The sequence below is a fragment of the Synechococcus sp. UW106 genome (genome assembly GCF_900474015.1).
Lineage (GTDB): Bacteria > Cyanobacteriota > Cyanobacteriia > PCC-6307 > Cyanobiaceae > Parasynechococcus.
Genome location: NZ_UCNV01000009.1, coordinates 537,165 through 554,570 on the forward strand (window position 1 = coordinate 537,165; position 17,406 = coordinate 554,570).

16 protein-coding genes are annotated in these 17,406 nt (G+C 57.9%); 10 read left to right on the forward strand and 6 right to left on the reverse strand.

Translation table 11 applies throughout. From position 1 onward, the window contains the following. Nucleotides 1-13 precede the first annotated feature (13 nt). Nucleotides 14-469, forward strand: a complete 456-nt coding sequence (gene ndk, locus DXY30_RS10345; RefSeq protein ID WP_115024564.1) for a nucleoside-diphosphate kinase — start codon at nucleotides 14-16, stop codon at nucleotides 467-469. Nucleotides 470-473: 4 nt separating this feature from the next. Here ndk and DXY30_RS10350 read toward each other — a convergent pair whose 3' ends face one another. Beyond that, nucleotides 474-1,586, reverse strand: coding sequence for an FAD-dependent oxidoreductase (locus tag DXY30_RS10350; protein WP_115094835.1), 1,113 nt, complete (start codon nucleotides 1,584-1,586; stop codon nucleotides 474-476). 7 nt (nucleotides 1,587-1,593) lie between these two features. After that, nucleotides 1,594-2,184 (reverse strand): cyclic nucleotide-binding domain-containing protein, encoded by a 591-nt coding sequence (locus tag DXY30_RS10355; RefSeq protein WP_170951224.1) that lies wholly within the window; start codon nucleotides 2,182-2,184, stop codon nucleotides 1,594-1,596. Nucleotides 2,185-2,266: 82 nt separating this feature from the next. Here DXY30_RS10355 and gatB point away from each other — a divergent pair, with 82 nt between their 5' ends. Both gatB and DXY30_RS10365 read left to right on the forward strand, forming a co-directional pair. Beyond that, the gene (gene gatB, locus DXY30_RS10360; RefSeq protein ID WP_115094837.1) at nucleotides 2,267-3,748 is read left to right on the forward strand and encodes an Asp-tRNA(Asn)/Glu-tRNA(Gln) amidotransferase subunit GatB; all 1,482 of its coding nucleotides are present in this window, start codon (nucleotides 2,267-2,269) and stop codon (nucleotides 3,746-3,748) included. Continuing rightward, nucleotides 3,748-4,569 (forward strand): 2OG-Fe(II) oxygenase, encoded by an 822-nt coding sequence (locus DXY30_RS10365; RefSeq protein WP_115094838.1) that lies wholly within the window; start codon nucleotides 3,748-3,750, stop codon nucleotides 4,567-4,569. Before gatB ends, DXY30_RS10365 begins: the two co-directional genes overlap by 1 nt. A gap of 11 nt (nucleotides 4,570-4,580) precedes the next feature. Here the strand turns inward: DXY30_RS10365 and coaE are convergent, their stop codons facing one another. Further along, nucleotides 4,581-5,219, reverse strand: coding sequence for a dephospho-CoA kinase (coaE, locus tag DXY30_RS10370; protein ID WP_115094839.1), 639 nt, complete (start codon nucleotides 5,217-5,219; stop codon nucleotides 4,581-4,583). 14 nt (nucleotides 5,220-5,233) lie between these two features. On the opposite strand from coaE, the gene argJ reads away from it, so the two are divergent. Continuing rightward, the gene (gene argJ / locus DXY30_RS10375) at nucleotides 5,234-6,472 is read left to right on the forward strand and encodes a bifunctional glutamate N-acetyltransferase/amino-acid acetyltransferase ArgJ (protein WP_115094840.1); all 1,239 of its coding nucleotides are present in this window, start codon (nucleotides 5,234-5,236) and stop codon (nucleotides 6,470-6,472) included. 108 nt (nucleotides 6,473-6,580) lie between these two features. On the opposite strand, the gene DXY30_RS14200 is transcribed toward argJ, so the two are convergent. Then, nucleotides 6,581-6,721 (reverse strand): hypothetical protein, encoded by a 141-nt coding sequence (locus tag DXY30_RS14200; RefSeq protein WP_170951204.1) that lies wholly within the window; start codon nucleotides 6,719-6,721, stop codon nucleotides 6,581-6,583. Between DXY30_RS14200 and DXY30_RS10380 the strand changes: the two genes are divergently transcribed. Continuing rightward, a complete protein-coding gene (locus tag DXY30_RS10380; RefSeq protein ID WP_244281360.1) occupies nucleotides 6,713-7,567 on the forward strand; it encodes an ion transporter in 855 nt (284 codons plus the stop codon). The genes DXY30_RS14200 and DXY30_RS10380 overlap by 9 nt on opposite strands. A 526-nt stretch (nucleotides 7,568-8,093) precedes the next feature. Here the strand turns inward: DXY30_RS10380 and DXY30_RS10385 are convergent. Further along, nucleotides 8,094-9,620, reverse strand: a complete 1,527-nt coding sequence (locus DXY30_RS10385) for a lipopolysaccharide assembly protein LapB (protein ID WP_115094842.1) — start codon at nucleotides 9,618-9,620, stop codon at nucleotides 8,094-8,096. A gap of 603 nt (nucleotides 9,621-10,223) precedes the next feature. Between DXY30_RS10385 and DXY30_RS10395 the strand changes: the two genes are divergently transcribed. Genes DXY30_RS10395 through DXY30_RS10405 form a run of 3 tightly spaced genes read left to right on the forward strand, consistent with a single transcriptional unit; the run spans nucleotide 10,224 to nucleotide 12,805 of the window. Next, entirely contained in the window at nucleotides 10,224-10,796 is a 573-nt protein-coding gene (locus DXY30_RS10395; RefSeq protein ID WP_115094844.1) for a hypothetical protein, read from the forward strand. A 45-nt stretch (nucleotides 10,797-10,841) separates the two neighbouring features. Next, nucleotides 10,842-11,153, forward strand: coding sequence for a hypothetical protein (locus DXY30_RS10400; RefSeq protein ID WP_115024556.1), 312 nt, complete (start codon nucleotides 10,842-10,844; stop codon nucleotides 11,151-11,153). Beyond that, the gene (locus DXY30_RS10405) at nucleotides 11,153-12,805 is read left to right on the forward strand and encodes an AarF/ABC1/UbiB kinase family protein (RefSeq protein ID WP_115094845.1); all 1,653 of its coding nucleotides are present in this window, start codon (nucleotides 11,153-11,155) and stop codon (nucleotides 12,803-12,805) included. Before DXY30_RS10400 ends, DXY30_RS10405 begins: the two co-directional genes overlap by 1 nt. An 18-nt stretch (nucleotides 12,806-12,823) precedes the next feature. On the opposite strand, the gene eno is transcribed toward DXY30_RS10405, so the two are convergent. Then, entirely contained in the window at nucleotides 12,824-14,116 is a 1,293-nt protein-coding gene (gene eno / locus DXY30_RS10410) for a phosphopyruvate hydratase (RefSeq protein WP_115094994.1), read from the reverse strand. Nucleotides 14,117-14,228: 112 nt separating this feature from the next. Between eno and gloA the strand changes: the two genes are divergently transcribed. Both gloA and DXY30_RS10420 read left to right on the forward strand, forming a co-directional pair. Further along, entirely contained in the window at nucleotides 14,229-14,627 is a 399-nt protein-coding gene (gloA, locus tag DXY30_RS10415; RefSeq protein ID WP_115094846.1) for a lactoylglutathione lyase, read from the forward strand. 5 nt (nucleotides 14,628-14,632) lie between these two features. Beyond that, a complete protein-coding gene (locus DXY30_RS10420; protein ID WP_115094847.1) occupies nucleotides 14,633-17,374 on the forward strand; it encodes an ATP-dependent Clp protease ATP-binding subunit in 2,742 nt (913 codons plus the stop codon). The last annotated feature ends 32 nt before the right edge of the window (nucleotides 17,375-17,406 follow it).

Here is a 17,406-nt window from a genome sequence, read left to right on the forward strand (position 1 = left end):
ATTGACACACACCATGGCCGAACGCACGTTCATCGCCATCAAGCCCGACGGCGTCCAGCGCGGCCTGGTTGGCGAGATCCTCGGCCGCTTCGAGCGCAAGGGGTTCAAGCTTGTGGGCCTGAAGCAGATCACCCCTAGCCGCGCCCTGGCTGAGCAGCACTACGGCGTCCACAAGGAGCGTCCCTTCTTTGCCGGTCTCGTCGACTTCATCACATCCGGTCCTGTGGTGGCCATGGTTTGGGAAGGCGATGGTGTGATCGCCAGCGCTCGCAAACTGATCGGCGCCACCAAGCCCCTCGAGGCTGAGCCCGGCACCATTCGCGGCGACCTGGCCGTCAACATCGGTCGCAACGTGATTCACGGTTCCGATGCCCCCGAAACAGCTGCATTTGAGATCGGCCTCTGGTTCGAAGCCTCTGAGCTGAACGACTGGTCCCCATCCGATCAGGAGTGGCGGGTCGAGGGCTGATTGCTCAGTTTTCGAATCGGTTCCAGCGGAAAGCCTCCAACAACGCCTTTGCGGCCGCGTTGGGGGCTTTTTGCATCACGGCGCCGGCCGTGAGCTCGGCGGTGATGGCAGCGAGGAGAACACCATTGCGGTGATGACCGCAGGCCAGCCAGAGTCCTGGAAATGGGCCTGAGCCAAGCAAGGGGCCTTCGTCTGGCGTGCAGGGCCGGAACCCCCACCAACGCTCCATGGGCGGCCAGTTAGCGGCCATGGGGAGCAGGCTGTTGATGCCCGTTTGGAGTTGTTTTTGGCCATCGGGTGTGAGGCCTTCCGCGAATCCAGCGTCCCGTTCGCTGGTGGCCCCCACAACGATCAGTCCGTCCTCACGTGGAACGAGATAGATCCCGGGGCCGAAGATCACGCGCTTGAGCGCTTCCCGCGGCCCTTGCAGGGAGAGCATTTGACCCTTAACAGGGAACACCGGGAGCTCGGGCACTAGGTGTTGACTCCAGGCCCCGCTGCAAAGCACCGCTTGTCGGCAGTGCAGGTGTTGCTCGCTTCCTTCGGCACTGCGCAGATGGATCCCGCAGAGGTGTCCGGCGGAATCACGCTCTAGATCAATCACTTCGGCGCCTTCCATGAATTGAACGCCCAAGGAGACGCAGGCGCGCTCTAGAGCTCGCATCAGTCGACGGCGGTTGTCGATTTGGCCGTCTTGTTCGAAGAGCAACCCCGTCGTCCAATCCGGGCCCAAACCCGGAATCTCTCGATCCAGGCTGGCGCGGTCGAGCGTTAGTCCGAGCTGGGCCGTTGGGTAGGCGTCCCGTTCGCTGGCTGTGCGGAATGGCACCACGATGCCGCTGGTGCGAAGTCCGCAGCTCAAGCCGCTGTCACTTTCGATTTGGGCGACCCAACGGGGAATCCCCTCCAAGCTGGCCTGCCCCAGGCGTAGTAAATCTCCGCTCAGGCCTTCGGCATGGGGCGCCAGCATGCCCGCAGCAACAAACCCTGCCGCTTCGCTGCGGCGTCGGCTGATCACCAGTACGGTTTGGTTGTGACGGGCGAGTTGGTGGGCAATGGCTAACCCCATCAACCCACCCCCCAGCACGAGCGTTGCTGGCGTCTGTGCAGGGGTCATGGCTGGCTTAACTCTCCAGGCGGGGTGATGCAGCGACCGTCAGCAAATGCTCCAGCTGGCCAGCCGCTTGTTCCATGCTGGCAGGCCCTTGGCGCAGTGTGCTGCAGTTGCTCGCCAGTGACGTGGCATCACCGCGCGATGAGGCATCAATCCCATCCAGCAACAGGTTGATCATCCGGTTGCTGTTGCGGCAGCGTTCACTGCTGAGCAGCAGCATTTCAGCAGCCAGTTCAGCGTCGAAGAGAACTGCACTATGAAGTGCCTCTCGCGAGAATCGCAGGATTTCTGTGTTCGCCTCCAGCACCCGAACCCGCGCGCCGTGCAGGGTCTCTCCTATCCCAAACAGGGCCATTTCCCCAAGAACTGCGCCCGCCCCCACTTCAGCAATGGTTCGGGACGCGTTCCCGTTCTGATGGATTTCGATGGAGAGATGGCCCTGTTGCACCAGCAAGAGCGAGTCAGCGACATCGCCTTGCTCAATCAGAACGGCATTGTGTTCAGGGAGAAGCAGCTCGGGTTCAAGTTGCTTCAAATGGGTCTGAAGCAGATGCCACGGCCTGAGGTTGATGGGTTCTTGCTCCTGTGCTTCGGGGTCCATTCCGGCCAGGCAACGACACCCATCCTGATTGGCCAGGGCCTGATTCCATAGGATCCCGGAAACTGCAACACACCAGGGGCGCATGGCCGACGCAGCAACCCAACCGGCCTGGGAGGCCGTGATCGGTCTCGAGACCCACGTGCAGCTGGGAACGGACAGCAAAATTTTCACCGCGGCGTCGACCACCTTTGGTGATGACCCCAACACCCACATTGATCCGGTGGTGTGCGGTTTGCCTGGCACGCTGCCTGTTCTGAATCAGAAGGTTCTCGAGTTTGCGGTGAAGGCCGCGATGGCGCTGAATCTCAACATCGCCGAACACAGCAAGTTCGACCGTAAGCAGTACTTCTATCCAGATCTGCCGAAGAACTATCAGATCTCTCAGTACGACCAGCCGATCGCTGAGGAGGGTTGGATTGAGGTGGAGGTTGCTGAAAAGGGAAAAGACACCTACCTGAAGACGATCGGCATCGAGCGTCTGCACATGGAGGAGGACGCCGGCAAGTTGGTGCATGCAGGCAGCGACCGCCTGGCGGGATCCACCCATTCCTTGGTGGATTACAACCGCGCCGGTGTGGCCCTGGCCGAGATCGTCAGCAAGCCGGATCTGCGCACCGGTCGCGAGGCGGCGGAATACGCCTCGGAGATCCGCCGGATCATGCGTTATCTGGGTGTGAGCGACGGCAACATGCAGGAGGGATCTTTGCGTTGCGACGTCAACATCTCCGTGCGCCGTGGGCCGGATGCGCCCTTCGGCACGAAGGTGGAAATCAAGAACATGAACTCGTTCTCGGCCATTCAAAAAGCCTGCGAGTACGAGATCAAGCGTCAGATCAAGGCCTACGAAACCGGTGAGCCGATCGTTCAGGAGACCCGCCTCTGGGACGAGGGCAAGCAGCTCACCAAGAGCATGCGCAGCAAGGAAGGGGCCAGCGATTACCGCTACTTCCCTGATCCTGACCTAGGCCCCATTGAAGTAAGTGCCGATCAGCGGGAGTCCTGGCGCTCGGAACTTCCGGAGCTGCCGGCAGCCAAGCGCCATCGCTACGCCCAGGACCTGGGTCTGTCCCAGTACGACGCCAGGGTGCTCACCGACGAGCGGCCGATGGCGGATTACTTCGAGGTTGTTGTGGGCGCTGGCGCGGACGCCAAGCTTGCAGCGAACTGGATCACCGGCGACATCGCTGCCTATGTGAACAGCAACCGGCTGAGTTATGCCGAACTGGCGTTCCGCCCGGAGCAGTTGGCTGAGATGGTTCAGCTGATCGATGGTGGCAAGATCAGTGGAAAAATCGCCAAAGAGATTCTTCCCGAGCTGCTTGAGAAAGGCGGCTCCCCTAAGGCGATCGTCGATGAGCGTGGTCTCGGGATAATTAGCGATCCGGCCGCGATTGAGGCGATCGTTGACGAGCTGCTGGGGGCCCATCCCGATGAGGTGGAGGCCTTCCGGGGCGGCAAGACCAAGTTGCAGGGCTTTTTCGTTGGACAGTTGATGAAGAAGACTGGTGGTAAGGCCGATCCCAAGCTGGCCAACCAGATTCTCAGCAAGAAACTCAAGGGTTGATGAGCGCAGCGGCAGCCATTCCCGACACCTGGAAGGAGTGGTTGCTGCAGAACAGGGATCGTGGCTGTGATCCCGAGGTGCTGATGCAGCGGGCCCTCGACCAGGGATTTGCCCGTGAAGCGATTGCGGCGGTTCTCCAATCGTCATCGCAGGCGCCGAGGGCGACGGGCGCACCCACGGTGGATTGGCTCGCCTGGTTCGAGTCACCCCTTACCCGTCCTGAACATCGGCCGCGCGCCTGGCGCCTGGATACGTCTCTCGCTCAGGTCTATGAGTTGCCTGCACTGCTCAGCCACGAGGAATGCGAGGCGGTGATCGAAGCCATCAATGCGTCACTGCAGCCATCGACGGTGACCCGTGGCACCAGTGATTACCGCACCAGCCGAACCTGCCATTTGCGTCAGAACCATCCACAGCTTGCTGCGCGCCTCGATCGGCGGTTTGCGGCCTTGTTTGGGGTTGATCCGCGTCTGTCGGAACCCATCCAGGGTCAGCGCTACGACCCAGGCGAGTACTTCAAGGAACACACGGACTGGTTTTCGCCGGGGACGGAGGAATACGCCACCCATACCGACAGCGGTGGGCAACGCACCTGGACGGTGATGGTTTATCTCAACGCTGTTGAACGGGGTGGAGAGACCTTGTTCCGCCGCCTTGGTCGTTCGTTCACGCCTGTGCCTGGTATGGCATTGGCCTGGAACAATCTCCAGGCCGATGGAACCCCCAATCCCTTCACGCTGCATGAAGCCTTGCCCGTGGAGGAGGGGAACAAATGGGTGATCACCAAGTGGTTTCGCGCAGACTTCGGCCGTAACGGATAGTCCGGATTGTCCTAGCCCGTGGACCTCTGGGGCTTGGGTGTCTCCGGGTTGTTCAGCAGACCCATGGCTTGGGCTTGCCAAGCACAGTGTTGGCCCTGATTGGAAATGACGTGATCTGCCAGCGCGCGTTTGCGACTCAGGGGCCATTGGGCGGCGATGCGTGCTTGAGCGGCTGCAGGGCTTAGCCCGTCGCGCGCGATCAATCGCTCGAGTTGCTGGGATTCATCGCAGTCGACAAGCCAGATTTCGCTGCAGAGCGACTCCAAACCCGATTCGAACAACAGCGGGATCATCAGCACGATGGCTGGCGTCTTGGCATGGCGTGTGAGTGATTGATCGAAGCGGTCCCGCACGATCGGGTGAATCAGTTGCTCGAGCCAGTGCCGCTCAGCGGAGTCTTGGAACACGATCCGACCCAGTGCCGCTCGGTCGATGGTCGCTGTCTCCTTTGCTTGAACTGCTGAGCCATACCGCTGCAGCACGGTATTGGTGGCGTTTCGACCGGGCTCGAGGGCCTCTCGGGCGAATTGATCCGCATCCAACACCGGGAGGCCTTGTTGCGCCAACCAATGGCCCACACTGCTTTTGCCGCTGGCAATCCCGCCCGTGAGTCCTATGCGTCGTTGCGAGAACCGCTCGCCAGGCGCCATGGTGTCGGAGCAGGATGCATTCAGTGTCTCGCGACGGATTAGCGGTGGCGATGGCTTCTTCTTGGCAACCAATCCAGGGTGGTGTCACGGCATCGGAAGGGTTCCAAGCGGCAGGCATCGTTGCGGGTCTCAAGCCCTCGGGTAAGCCAGATCTGGCCCTGTTGTTGGCACCGGAGGCGGCCGTTTGTGCTGGCACCTTCACCACCTCAGTGGTGCGGGCGGCCTGTGTTGATCTTTGCCGTGATCGCCTCTCCAGCAATGGCGGCCAGGTCCGTGCGGTGTTGATCAATTCTGGTCAGGCCAATGCCTGCACCGGTGATCGAGGTCTGGTCGACAGCCAGCGCGCCACCCAAGTGCTTGCTGATCAGCTCGGCTTGGATGCGGAGTCGGTGTTGATCTGCTCCACCGGCGTGATCGGTGTGCCGATCCCGATGACGACGTTGTTGGCCGGGTTGGCTCCTTTGGTGGAGACCTTGGATGACGAGGGTGGTGATGCCGCTGCCAACGCCATCCTCACCACAGATCTGGTGGACAAGCAGGTGGCGCTTGAACTGGAGCTGGAGGGTCGCCTGGTGCGCATTGGAGGGATGGCCAAAGGCTCGGGAATGATTCATCCCGACATGGCCACGATGCTTGGTTTCTTCAGTTGCGATGCCGGCGTCGACGCCGCCGTCTGGCAGGGGATGGTGCAGCGCGCGGTGCAGCGTTCCTTCAATGCCATCACCGTGGACGGAGACACCAGCACCAACGACACCGTGCTGGCCTTCGCGGCAGGCCCACCGCTGGCCCAAGAGCACCATGTCGTTTTGGAACAGGGTCTGACCCAGGCGATGCAGCAGCTCGCCCAGGCCATTGCCCGGGATGGTGAAGGGGCCACCTGTTTGATCGAGGTGCAGGTGGAGGGCGCGGTTGACGAGGCCGCGGCGTTGCTGGTGGCGCGCACGGTTTGTGGTTCGTCCTTGGTGAAGACCGCTGTCCATGGCCGGGATCCGAACTGGGGGCGGATCGTGGCGGCAGCAGGTCGCTCCGGCGTGTCTTTCGAGCCGGGTGCCGTTGCTCTTTGGATTGGTCCGCATCAATTGATGGCGGCCGGTCAACCCGTGGCCTTTGATCGCGCTGCAGCCAGCGACATCCTGCGTCAGGAGCATGTTCCGATTCGCGTCTGCCTCGGGGATGGTTCCGGCTGTGGTCAGGCCTGGGGATGTGACCTTTCAGATCAATACGTGCGTATTAACGCCGATTACACAACTTAACCAAAAAATGTAGTGATACCAGTGCGTTCGGGGTTCTCAAATGCGCTAGTGCAAAGGAGGTGCAAAACCATATCTCACGTATCCCGCCCAAAATCAAAGGGTAGGAAGTCAAAAAAAGACCCCTGGAGTGCCCACACCCCAGGGATCCCGTCTCCTCGTCTGCTTCAGACCATCCACAAAGTCCCATTCCTCTTCCGCCAACCAGGTGTAGTACAGATGTGCTGCACCTGGTTGGCGGAGTTGGGTCAAGAGCGAAATCGGAAGAAAGTGCCGCTGGTGTCGCTGAACGATGGGCACGAACAAGATGAGTGCGGGCAAAGTCCAGTCGTCGTGCGAACTTTCCGGGAAAAACTCTTCCGCTCGTTGAACTCTGAGGGCGAGCGAGGGGAAGCGACTAATGCCGTCAAAGTGATAGGTCTGCTGATCGCTTTATCAATCGGTTTGGCAGTTGTGGTGACAGAAACTGTTGTTCGCTCATCACTGGGAGATTTGGTCGTAAAACTTGATGTCGCTGTTGCAATAATCTTCCTGGTCGAATACATCTTGCGACTCTGGGTTGCTCCACTTAGGGAAGGAGTAAGACGAGGCATTCGAGGTGCCTGGGACTACGGCATTACGCCTCTGGCAATCCTGGATCTTACTGCAATTGACCCAACCATCCTAGGTTTCATCGCCCCTGAATTGTATTTGCTTAGAATTATTCGACTGGCACGCATAGGCCGCGTAGGTCGTTCAAAGCGTTTTCGCAATAGCATCAGGCACTTCAACGAGGCGATCGCCGCCAAGAAGGAAGCACTTCAGATTTCTGCGATTTACTCGGGAATCGTCATATCCTTTAGCAGCATTTTGATGTTCTTGGCAGAAGAAAATATCCAGAAAGAGCAGTTCGGATCAATACCAAGATGCCTATGGTGGGCAGTGGTTACCGTGACAACGGTCAGTTACGGCGACACTTATCCAGTGACAGCACTGGGAAAATTGGTGGCAGCGTTAATTGCTATAAGCGGAATTGCAGTGATCGCCATTCCGATCGGAATTATCTCAGCGAGTTTTACCGAATCCCTAGGGTCAGAGACTTCTAGAGAAGACTCTTAAACGCTTGTAGAGCATCGGCAAACTCCTCCGCTTTTCTAGGATCGCTGAACATATATTTCTCATAAATTCCAGATCCCGATCTAAAGGTGATTTATCCATATTCGATCATAGGGAACTGGCGATTTTCGGCATACCTCTTATCTCTGTTCCCGTTTTTATTTGATTTTTCCCACACCTCTCCAACCTGCTGACTGTCTGGAGGAATTGCATCGTTCTCCACAAATCTGGTCGCTTCGTATTCGACCTCTGCAGAAGTTTGATTCCTTATCTCATTAACTCAGACGATCTAGGACAGGAAAACTGGATTGCCTGATCACTCACTATGAGTGGTTTCAGAGCAACCGTAGTGAGGTGGCGGGATGATTATCACTATTCGACTGACTAAAGTTGAATATGAGATGCTCAGGGAACTTCAGAAGAGAGACAAGAGATATAAGAAGGGACTAGAGAATAAGATAAAGACTGAAATAGCCAAGGGATTCGAAGTATAAGAAAATTGATTGCCGATCTTTGCATATATATTGGATTATAGATCTTTGCTTTTAATGGGAGCGGCAGATTTGATCTCAATTGGAATTTCTTCATAGGTATCTAGTCCCGCTGCGTTCAATAGTCCGATGCATTGAGACGCCTCTCCACCGTCCAGGCACAACTTAATCAAAGAAGCAAGAACCCCTCTTTTTTCAAGATCTACCGCACATGCATGTTTTATTTTCTTAATGGTTATACATCGCCTTCCTTTGACTGGATTTTCAAGGAAACTCTTGCATTGAGGGAGGTCATAAAATGTATCACTATGAAACACAAATTCATTTTTTGCATGGTGCTCGATATCATTCAGTGACTTAAATCTCCACTTTTGGATTCTTGTTACGTAATCGAGAATGCGAGAGTTTTTCTTTACTCGTCTAAAAAATTTCATTAATTCAGGAATGTATTCAGGATAGGCACTGTATTGCGGTGAAAAGGTGATGATTGTCTCTGCATTGAGAAGTGGTCCAAGAATAAGTGCGTTGGTCCCTCCCATGCTTGTTCCAACAGCAATAACCCTAGAAAACACTCCGAATGACTGAAAAGTCTTTTTCAAAACCTCTACATTAATGTAATTTGACCAACTTTTTTTCTTGTCAATTACTGTAAAGATACTCGCGTTTTCAAACTCAGTGCCCCAAAAGTTTACCCCCTCAATTTTTATGCCTCCCAGCGCTTCTGCGGCGCCAGTAAATGCAACTATGCATGTCGTACTCTTGGGGTTGCGATTGCCACATATACGCAAGAATTCGTCTTCATAAATGATATCTTTATCCATGAAGTGCTTGTTCGCTAACAATGCTAGCGATTTATTGCCAGGGTTTGTTTCTAATCTCTTTTGGGCGAGTTCAATGCTCTCGTCCGGATAGCCTAGTTCGATTAGTTTTGAGTAGCCTTTGATGTTGTCAGGGTGATGAGTGATCAGAAGGTCTACATTTTCTAGAGACTTTTCAAGGTTTCCATTGTCAAAATAAATATCTGCTGCAATGATTAGTAGTTTAGGTTGATTAGGGATCTTCTCTAGTCCTGCCTGAATCTTCTCCCGTGCTTGTTCAAACCTCTTGAGTGCAGCTAAATCTTGTGCTGCCCGTCCATATCCATTCCAGTTCTCTGGATGGTGAGTAATTAGAAGTTCGGAGTATTCAAGAGACTTTTCTCGATTGCCGGATGCACGGTAAACATCAGTCGCGGTTTTAAGGAGATTGACTTGGTTGGGGATCTTCTCTAGTCCTGCCTTAATCTTATCTTGTGCTTGCTCAAACCTCTTCAGTGCAACTAAATCTTGTGCTGCAAGTCTATATCCATTCCAGTTGTCTGGATGGTGAGTAATTAGGAGTTCGGCGTATTCAAGAGATTTTTCTCGATTACCAGATGCGCGGTAGACGTTAGTTGCAATGGTGAGGAGATTGACTTGGTTGGGGGCCTTCTCTAGTCCTATTGCAAGTTCTTCTTTCGCTGCGCTGAGGTTTTTAGATTTCAGGAGTTTTCTGATTTTTTTTGCGAATGTCTTCCTGTCACTCATGTTTTTTTGGGGGGATGGATGATTATTGCATGGTCTGCTTTTCGTCATGACTAGAGGGTCGTGATGAGGTTGTTACCCTTTGTCTTCCCAAGACCAATTGCATATGGTCGCTCAAAGACTGCGAGTGATTCAGTCCAACGAGATGGGTTTTCCATCTGTGGTAGGGAATTAGTGTTGGTCTGGTCTCAAACCCTTTGCTGTCAAAGAAGAGGAGTCTGGGTCAACACTTAGGGAAACATTTTTCATCTTGAAAAGATCTGATGGTTTGCGCGACTTTGCCGTATTCGAGTCTGTCTTTGTCTGCTTCAGAGAGAAAGACAGGAAATATATCTTTGAGATCACTGCCACACCTATTGCCCTTCGAGATCAGATAATGATGGTTCATCTCATGTCTCGTAAAGAGATCAGAATTACCGCAATGGAAATGGTTTAGGCATTTGGTGAGTGAGTCTATTTTAATGAGTCATAAGTATAAGGATCTTGCTGATCAGATCGCAGCCCAGGACATGTTTTTTGACTCAGGTGCACATCAACGCCGACTACACCACTTGAAGATTCTGTTCTGGATCTCTGTCACAATCCGAGTCTTCGTCAGCCCCACCCGTGGACAAGACCAGCTCCCCTGACGCTCCCGTTGAAACCCAGTCTCGTTTCTGGGTGGGCCCTCTGGTGGCTGGTTGTTGTTTTGCCCTCGGTTACGGCATCACCGAGCGGGTGCTGACGCTGCAGACCAATGCTGAAGACCCTGTCCCTGAGGCCTTCACACCGCTCGCGTTTCCAGGGGATTCCCTGCAGGAGATTCGGTCCCGGTTCGGCGACGACGATGCAGAGCTGCAAGTGAATGTCACAGCCCTGGAGGCCGCCGAGGCCGCGAGCCGTCCGGCCAAGCCAGTGGTCAAGGAGGCGATCAAACCCGATCTGGCTCTGCAGACGCCCGAACCTCCGGTGTGGACGGCCCCAGCCTGGTCGGACCCCCAAACCATTGCCCCCGAGCTTGACGACAGCAACGCCGATTCCCTGGTGGTTCCTGAGGAGTCCATCGAGGACATGCCTGCTGTGGTTGTCCCTGATGGTGATTCACCGGTGCTGCTGGCCGAGCCGGATTCAGCTGTAATTCCCCCTGGTGCCGAAGCTTTTTTCGAAACCATTGAGCCTGTGATCCCTCCTCAGCCCTGATCTCCTGGTGGATCTGCCACAGTTGAGCCTGTCTGTTTTCGGTTCATGGGTTCCTCGGAGGCCTTGATTCGCGCCACCGTGAATCGCATCAGCGCGCGGCTTGGCCACGGTTTTGCGGACGCAGCGGCGGAGTTGGCGGTGTTGGCACAAGACGCTCCGCAACGGCTGCGTCAGGAATGGGATCTGTTTCAGGACGAGGTGCTTGCAGAGGCAGAACGGATTGAACGAGGTGATCAGGCTGTGGTGAGCACGGATGGGGAGCCCTCCGCGGAACAATCGGAGACCCCTCAAGCGGTCATTGATCGCCTCCGGGCCACGGTGGCTGATCTCAGTCAAGCGGTCGAGGCACGCCCCTGATGCTCGGACTGCTGCGAGCGTTTCGGATCTGGTGCTCTGTCCTGACCCTTCTGCTGCTGCTTTGGTGGGATGGTCAGTCCTGGACCTACCGCGGTGGCGTGACCGTGGAGCGTCGTGCTTGTCGTCAGCAAGGCCGAGCTCGCTGGTTGACGTCTGAGCTGCTGTCTCTGGGTTCAGCTTTCATCAAGCTGGGGCAGCTGCTGTCTGCAAGGCCAGACATTCTCCCGGCGGGCTGGGTGGCTGAACTGGAGGCGCTGCAGGACAGCGTTCCGGCATTCAGTTTTGATCAGGTGCAGACCGTTCTCGAACGAGAGCTTGGTCAGCGCTGTGCAGAGGTCATCGACCTTGACCCGGAGCCCCTTGGTGCTGCCTCTTTGGCCCAGGTGCACCGCGCCAGCCTGCGGAGTGGCCGGCAGGTGGTGCTCAAGGTGCAGCGACCTGGCCTGGATCGTCTGTTTCGTCTTGATCTTGAGGTGATGCAGCAGGTGGCGGCTGTGTTGCAGCGCCACCCCAGTTGGGGCCGTGGTCGAGATTGGCCGGCGATGGCACGCGAATGTCGACGTGTCCTGCTTCGTGAGTTGGATTTCCGGGTTGAGGCTCAGTATGCGGCGCGTTTTCGTCAACAATTTCTGGATGACGAACGGATCAGGATCCCAGGTGTGATCTGGGAGTTGAGCAACCGCCGTGTGCTTTGTCTCGACTATCTGCCAGGCATCAAGGTCAATGACCGTGAGGCGTTAATCGAGGCCGGTATTGATCCAGTCAAAGTGGCTGAAGTGGGTGCGGCCAGCTATCTCAAGCAGTTGGTGCGGTTTGGTTTCTTTCATGCCGACCCCCATCCCGGCAACCTTGCCGTCGCTAGCGATGGCGCTCTCATCTACTACGACTTCGGAATGATGGGCCTGTTGTCGGATGGCTTGCGTCGACGCCTCGGGGCCATGGTTCGCGCTGCTGCCGCCAGGGATTCAGCGGCGTTGGTGGAGGAAATGCAGGCTGCCGGGGTGATCTCCAGAGGCATTGATGTTGGTCCGGTCCGTCGTCTTGTGCGGCTGATGCTGCAGGAGGCTCTGACCCCACCATTCACGGCCAATGCGATCGACAAACTCTCCGGAGATCTCTACGACCTTGTCTACGGGCAGCCCTTCCGTCTGCCGGTCGAACTCATCTTCGTGATGCGAGCGCTATCCACGTTCGAGGGTGTTGGCCGCAGTCTCGATCCCGCTTTTAGCTTGGTTGCAATTGCCAAGCCCTACCTCCTTCCACTCATGACCTCAAGCGGCTCTGGCAGCAATGATCTGTTCAATGAACTCGGCCGTCAGGTCGGGGCTCTCAGCAGCCGTGCTGCTGCCTTCCCACGACGTCTTGATGAAAGTCTTGAACGCCTAGAGCAGGGCGATCTTCAGCTCCAGGTACGTCTGGGGGAATCGGATCGCCAGTTCCGCCGGATGGCCCTTGCACAACAGTCCATCGGCCAGTCGGTGTTACTCGGATGCTTGGCTTTGGCCACAGCCATTGTTGGTGCGAGTGCCCGCCCGCTCTGGTCGATTCTTCCGGCTGCTGCTGCTTTGCCTGTTGGATTGGGCTGGTTCCAAATGCAGGTCAAGATCCGGCGCGATCAACGGTTGGAGCAGTTGCCCGGTTCCAACCGTTGAGCCGTCTGGGGCCTGAGATCAGGCCTTGCCGCGGGGGCCCTGGGCGACAGCACCGGCGTAAACGGCCTGGCTGCCCAGTTCGTCTTCGATGCGCAGCAGCTGGTTGTACTTCGCGACCCGCTCACTGCGGCTGAGGGAACCGGTCTTGATCTGCCCGGCGCGTGTGGCGACGGCGAGATCGGCAATCGTGGTGTCTTCGGTTTCGCCACTGCGGTGGCTGATCACGCTGGTGTAACCGGAGCGCCCTGCCAGATCGATGGCCTGAAGGGTTTCCGTGAGTGAGCCGATCTGGTTCACCTTGATCAGGATCGAGTTGGCCGTGGCGCTGTCGATGCCTTGCTGAAGGCGCTTGGTGTTGGTCACGAACAGGTCATCACCCACGAGCTGCACCTTGCCGCCGAGGCGTTCGGTTAGCAGCTTCCAGCCATCCCAGTCGTCTTCGGCCAGGCCGTCTTCGATCGAAACGATCGGGAATTTGTCCACCAGTTGTTCCAGCTGGCCGACCATCTCTGCGCTGGTGTAGCTGCCACCATCGAAGGCATAGCGACCGTTCTCGAAGAATTCGGTGCTGGCGACGTCCAGAGCCAGGGAGATCTGCTCGCCGGGCTTGTATCCCGCCTTGGTGATCGCTTCCACCAGGATTTCACCGGCTTCAACGTTGCCCAGATTGGGGGCGAAACCGCCTTCATCGCCAACGGCGGTGCTCATGCCTTTGGCACTGAGCAGCCCTTTGAGCGTGTGGAACACCTCGGTTCCCATGCGCAGCGCTTCGCGGAAGCTCGGAGCCCCATGGGGGACCAGCATGAATTCCTGGAAATCCAGGCTGTTGGCGGCATGGGCGCCACCGTTGATCACGTTCATCAACGGCACCGGCAGCAGGTTTGCCATCGGACCGCCGAGGTAGCGGTAGAGGGGAATTCCCAGGCCGTTGGCGGCAGCGCGAGCGGTGGCCATGCTCACCGCCAGGATCGCGTTGGCACCCAGGTTGGATTTGTTGTCGCTTCCGTCCAGCTCCAGCATCGCGGTGTCCACAGCCGCCTGATCGAGGGCCGAAAGGCCGCAGAGGGCTGGTGCGATCCGCTCTTCGATGTGATTCACGGCTTGGCCCACACCTTTGCCCATGTAGCGGTCTCCCCCATCACGCAGTTCGTGGGCTTCGTGGGCGCCGGTGCTGGCACCACTGGGAACGATGGCCCGTCCCATGGCACCTCCTTCGAGCAGCACTTCGGCTTCAACCGTTGGGTTGCCGCGGGAATCGAGCACCTCTCGGGCCACGATGGTGTCGATGACGAGGTCGAGGGAATCGATCACGTTGGGACGCACGCTTAACCCGGGGATCTTATGAGTCGCCCCTCTCTCCCCTGTTGTGACGGGTCATACCTGGCCAGAATGATGGGAGGTAAATCCTGAACGACGCTCACCCATGCGGATGCTTCACACCATGCTTCGGGTTGCTGATCTGGAGCGGTCTTTGAGCTTCTACACCGAAGTTCTGGGCATGCAGCTTCTGCGTCGAAAGGATTACCCCAGCGGCCGCTTCACCCTGGCTTTTGTTGGCTATGGATCGGAGCAGAATCACACCGTTCTGGAACTCACCCACAACTGGGACACCGAGAGCTACACCTTGGGTGACGCCTATGGCCACATCGCTCTGGGGGTTGAGGACATCCGCAGCACCTGTGCCGGGATTGCCGGTAAGGGAGGCCGCGTGGTGCGGGAACCTGGCCCGATGAAGCACGGCACCACCGTCATCGCCTTTGTTGAGGATCCGGATGGCTACAAGGTGGAATTGATCGAGTTGTCCTCCAAAGTCCCCGCCTGAAACGGATGACCCCATCCCCAGCGTTGAACGGCAGCCTCACCCACGAGCCGGATCGCTTCAGCGATGCGGCCTGGGATCTTTTGCTGAGTGGTCAGGACGTCGCCCGTCGCTGGCGCCATGAGCAGTTGGATGTTGAGCATCTGATTCAGGTGCTGTTCACCGACCCCTCCTGCCGCCGCATGGTGGAGGGATTGCCCCTCCCAACCGATGCGCTCTTGGATCGATTGGAGGATGTGCTGGCCGATCAGCCCTCTGGGCGCGGCGATGAGTTGTTCATTGGTGATGACCTGGAGCAGCTGCTCGATGCGGCCGATGCCATTCGTCGGCGCTGGAATGGCGACGTCATCGATTTGCCGGAATTGCTGATGGCCATCGGTGCTGATCCACGGATCGGTGCCGAATTATTTGCTGGCTTTGGTGTTTCAGCGGATGAGCTTGAGCAGCTGATCCAAAGGGGTTCCGCTGAAGCCTCTCCCCCCCAGGAGGCTCCACGCCGCCAACGGGTGGCCCGCGCTCCGTCATCGTCCCGTCAGCCCCGTGCGTCGGCTCCTCCCAACGCAACTCTTCTCTCCCCTGACCCCGAGGCCGCTGCGCCCGTCCTCTCTCCAGAGCCTGCGCCGCAGCAGCCCACGGCGTTGGAGTCCTATGGGCGGGATCTCACCGAAGAAGCAGAGGCGGGCAGCCTCGATCCGGTGATCGGTCGCGATTCCGAAATTCGCAACTTGATCAAGGTGCTCTCACGCCGGAGCAAAAACAATCCGGTGCTGATCGGTGAACCCGGCGTTGGCAAAACAGCGATTGCGGAGCTGTTGGCCCAGCGGATCGTGGCGGGTGAAGTGCCGGAATCTCTACAGGGTCTGCGCCTTGTGGCTCTCGACCTTGGGGCCTTGATCGCCGGCGCCAAGTTCCGTGGTCAGTTCGAGGAACGCCTGCGGTCGGTGCTTGAGGAGGTGAGCGGCTCCGATTCCGGCGTGGTGTTGTTCATCGATGAGCTCCATACCGTTGTTGGCAGCGATCGCAGCAGCACCGATGCCGGCAGCCTGTTGAAGCCTGCTCTCGCCCGTGGTGATTTGCGCTGCATCGGCGCCACCACGCCGGAGGATTACAGGCTCACGGTGGAGAAGGATCCTGCCCTCAACCGCCGCTTTCAGCAGGTGGTAATTCGGGAGCCAGATCTGGAGTTGAGCCTCGAAATTCTGCGGGGCCTGAAGGAGCGCTACGAGCTTCATCACGGCGTCACGATCACCGATGAAGCCATTCAGGCCGCCAACCGTCTCGCCGATCGCTACATCAGCGACCGCTGTCTGCCGGACAAAGCCATTGATCTGATCGATGAAGCGGCGGCACAACTGAAGATGGAGGTCACCTCCAAGCCGCAGGTGGTGGAGGAAGCCGAGGCGGATCTACGCCGCGTTGAACTGGCATTGCTCGCTGCTGAGCAAGCGCCTGAATCGGAGCGGATTCAGTTGCAGCGCAACCGGCTTGAAGTGTCGACGCGATTGGACGATCTGCGGCGACGCTGGCAGGAGGAGCGTGGTCAGCTGGAGGAACTCGGCCAGTTGCTTCAGCAGGATGAAGACCTGCGCCATGCCATCGCTGAAGCCGAGCGAGATGGCGACCTCGAGGAAGCGGCCCGGTTGCAGTACGACCAATTGCATCGGGTGCAGCAGCGTCGGGATGAACTGGAGGCGTCCCAGGCGGAGGCGCAGACCTCCGGAACTGCTCTGCTGCGCGAGCAGGTGGAGGCCGGTGACATCGCTGATCTTGTGGCCCGCTGGACCGGGATCCCTGTGCAGCGGCTGCTGGCGGGTGAGCGCCGCAAGCTGCTGCAATTGGACGCCCATCTCGCCGAACGGGTGATTGGCCAAGGCGAGGCGGTGATCGCCGTTGCTGCTGCCATCCGCCGTGCCCGTGCAGGCATGAAGGATCCGCGTCGCCCGGTGGGATCGTTCCTGTTCCTCGGGCCGACCGGCGTGGGCAAGACCGAGCTGGCCAAGGCGCTTGCAGCGTCGTTGTTCGATGAAGAGGAGGCGCTGGTTCGCCTCGACATGAGTGAGTTCATGGAGCGCAACGCCGTGGCTCGGCTGATCGGTGCTCCTCCCGGCTATGTCGGCTATGAGGAAGGCGGGCAGCTCACCGAGGCTGTGCGGCGGCGTCCCTATGCGGTGCTGCTCCTCGATGAAGTGGAGAAGGCGCATCCCGATGTGTTCAACCTGCTGCTCCAGGTGCTGGATGACGGCCGACTCACCGATTCCCAGGGCCGCACCGTCGATTTCCGCCACACCGTGGTCGTCATGACGAGCAACCTGGCCAGCCCGGCGATCCTGGAACATGCCCGCTCGGGATCCACGGACGAGTCAGCCCTTCAACAGCAGGTGGATGCAGCGCTGTCGAGTCAGTTCCGGCCTGAATTCCTGAACCGTATCGATGAGGTGATTCGTTTCCGCCCCTTGGAGGTGGCTGATCTGGTGCGCATTGTTCAGCTGCAACTGCAAGATCTCGCCGCCCTGTTGGCCGAGCAGGGTCTTGCTCTTCTTGTGGATGATGCTGTCGCCGAGGCCATGGCCCGTCAGGGCTATGAACCCGAGTACGGGGCGAGGCCACTGCGACGGGTGTTGCGGCGCCAGCTGGAAAATCCGCTCTCCACGCTGCTGCTCGAGGAACGCTTTACCGGTGCCAGTGGTGTGACGGTGCGGTTGGGAGAGGCCGGTGCAGATTCCTTGGTCTTTGATCCCATGGGAGTTTGAGGGCATCCGGTAGGGTGGTTGTTTGGCGAAGT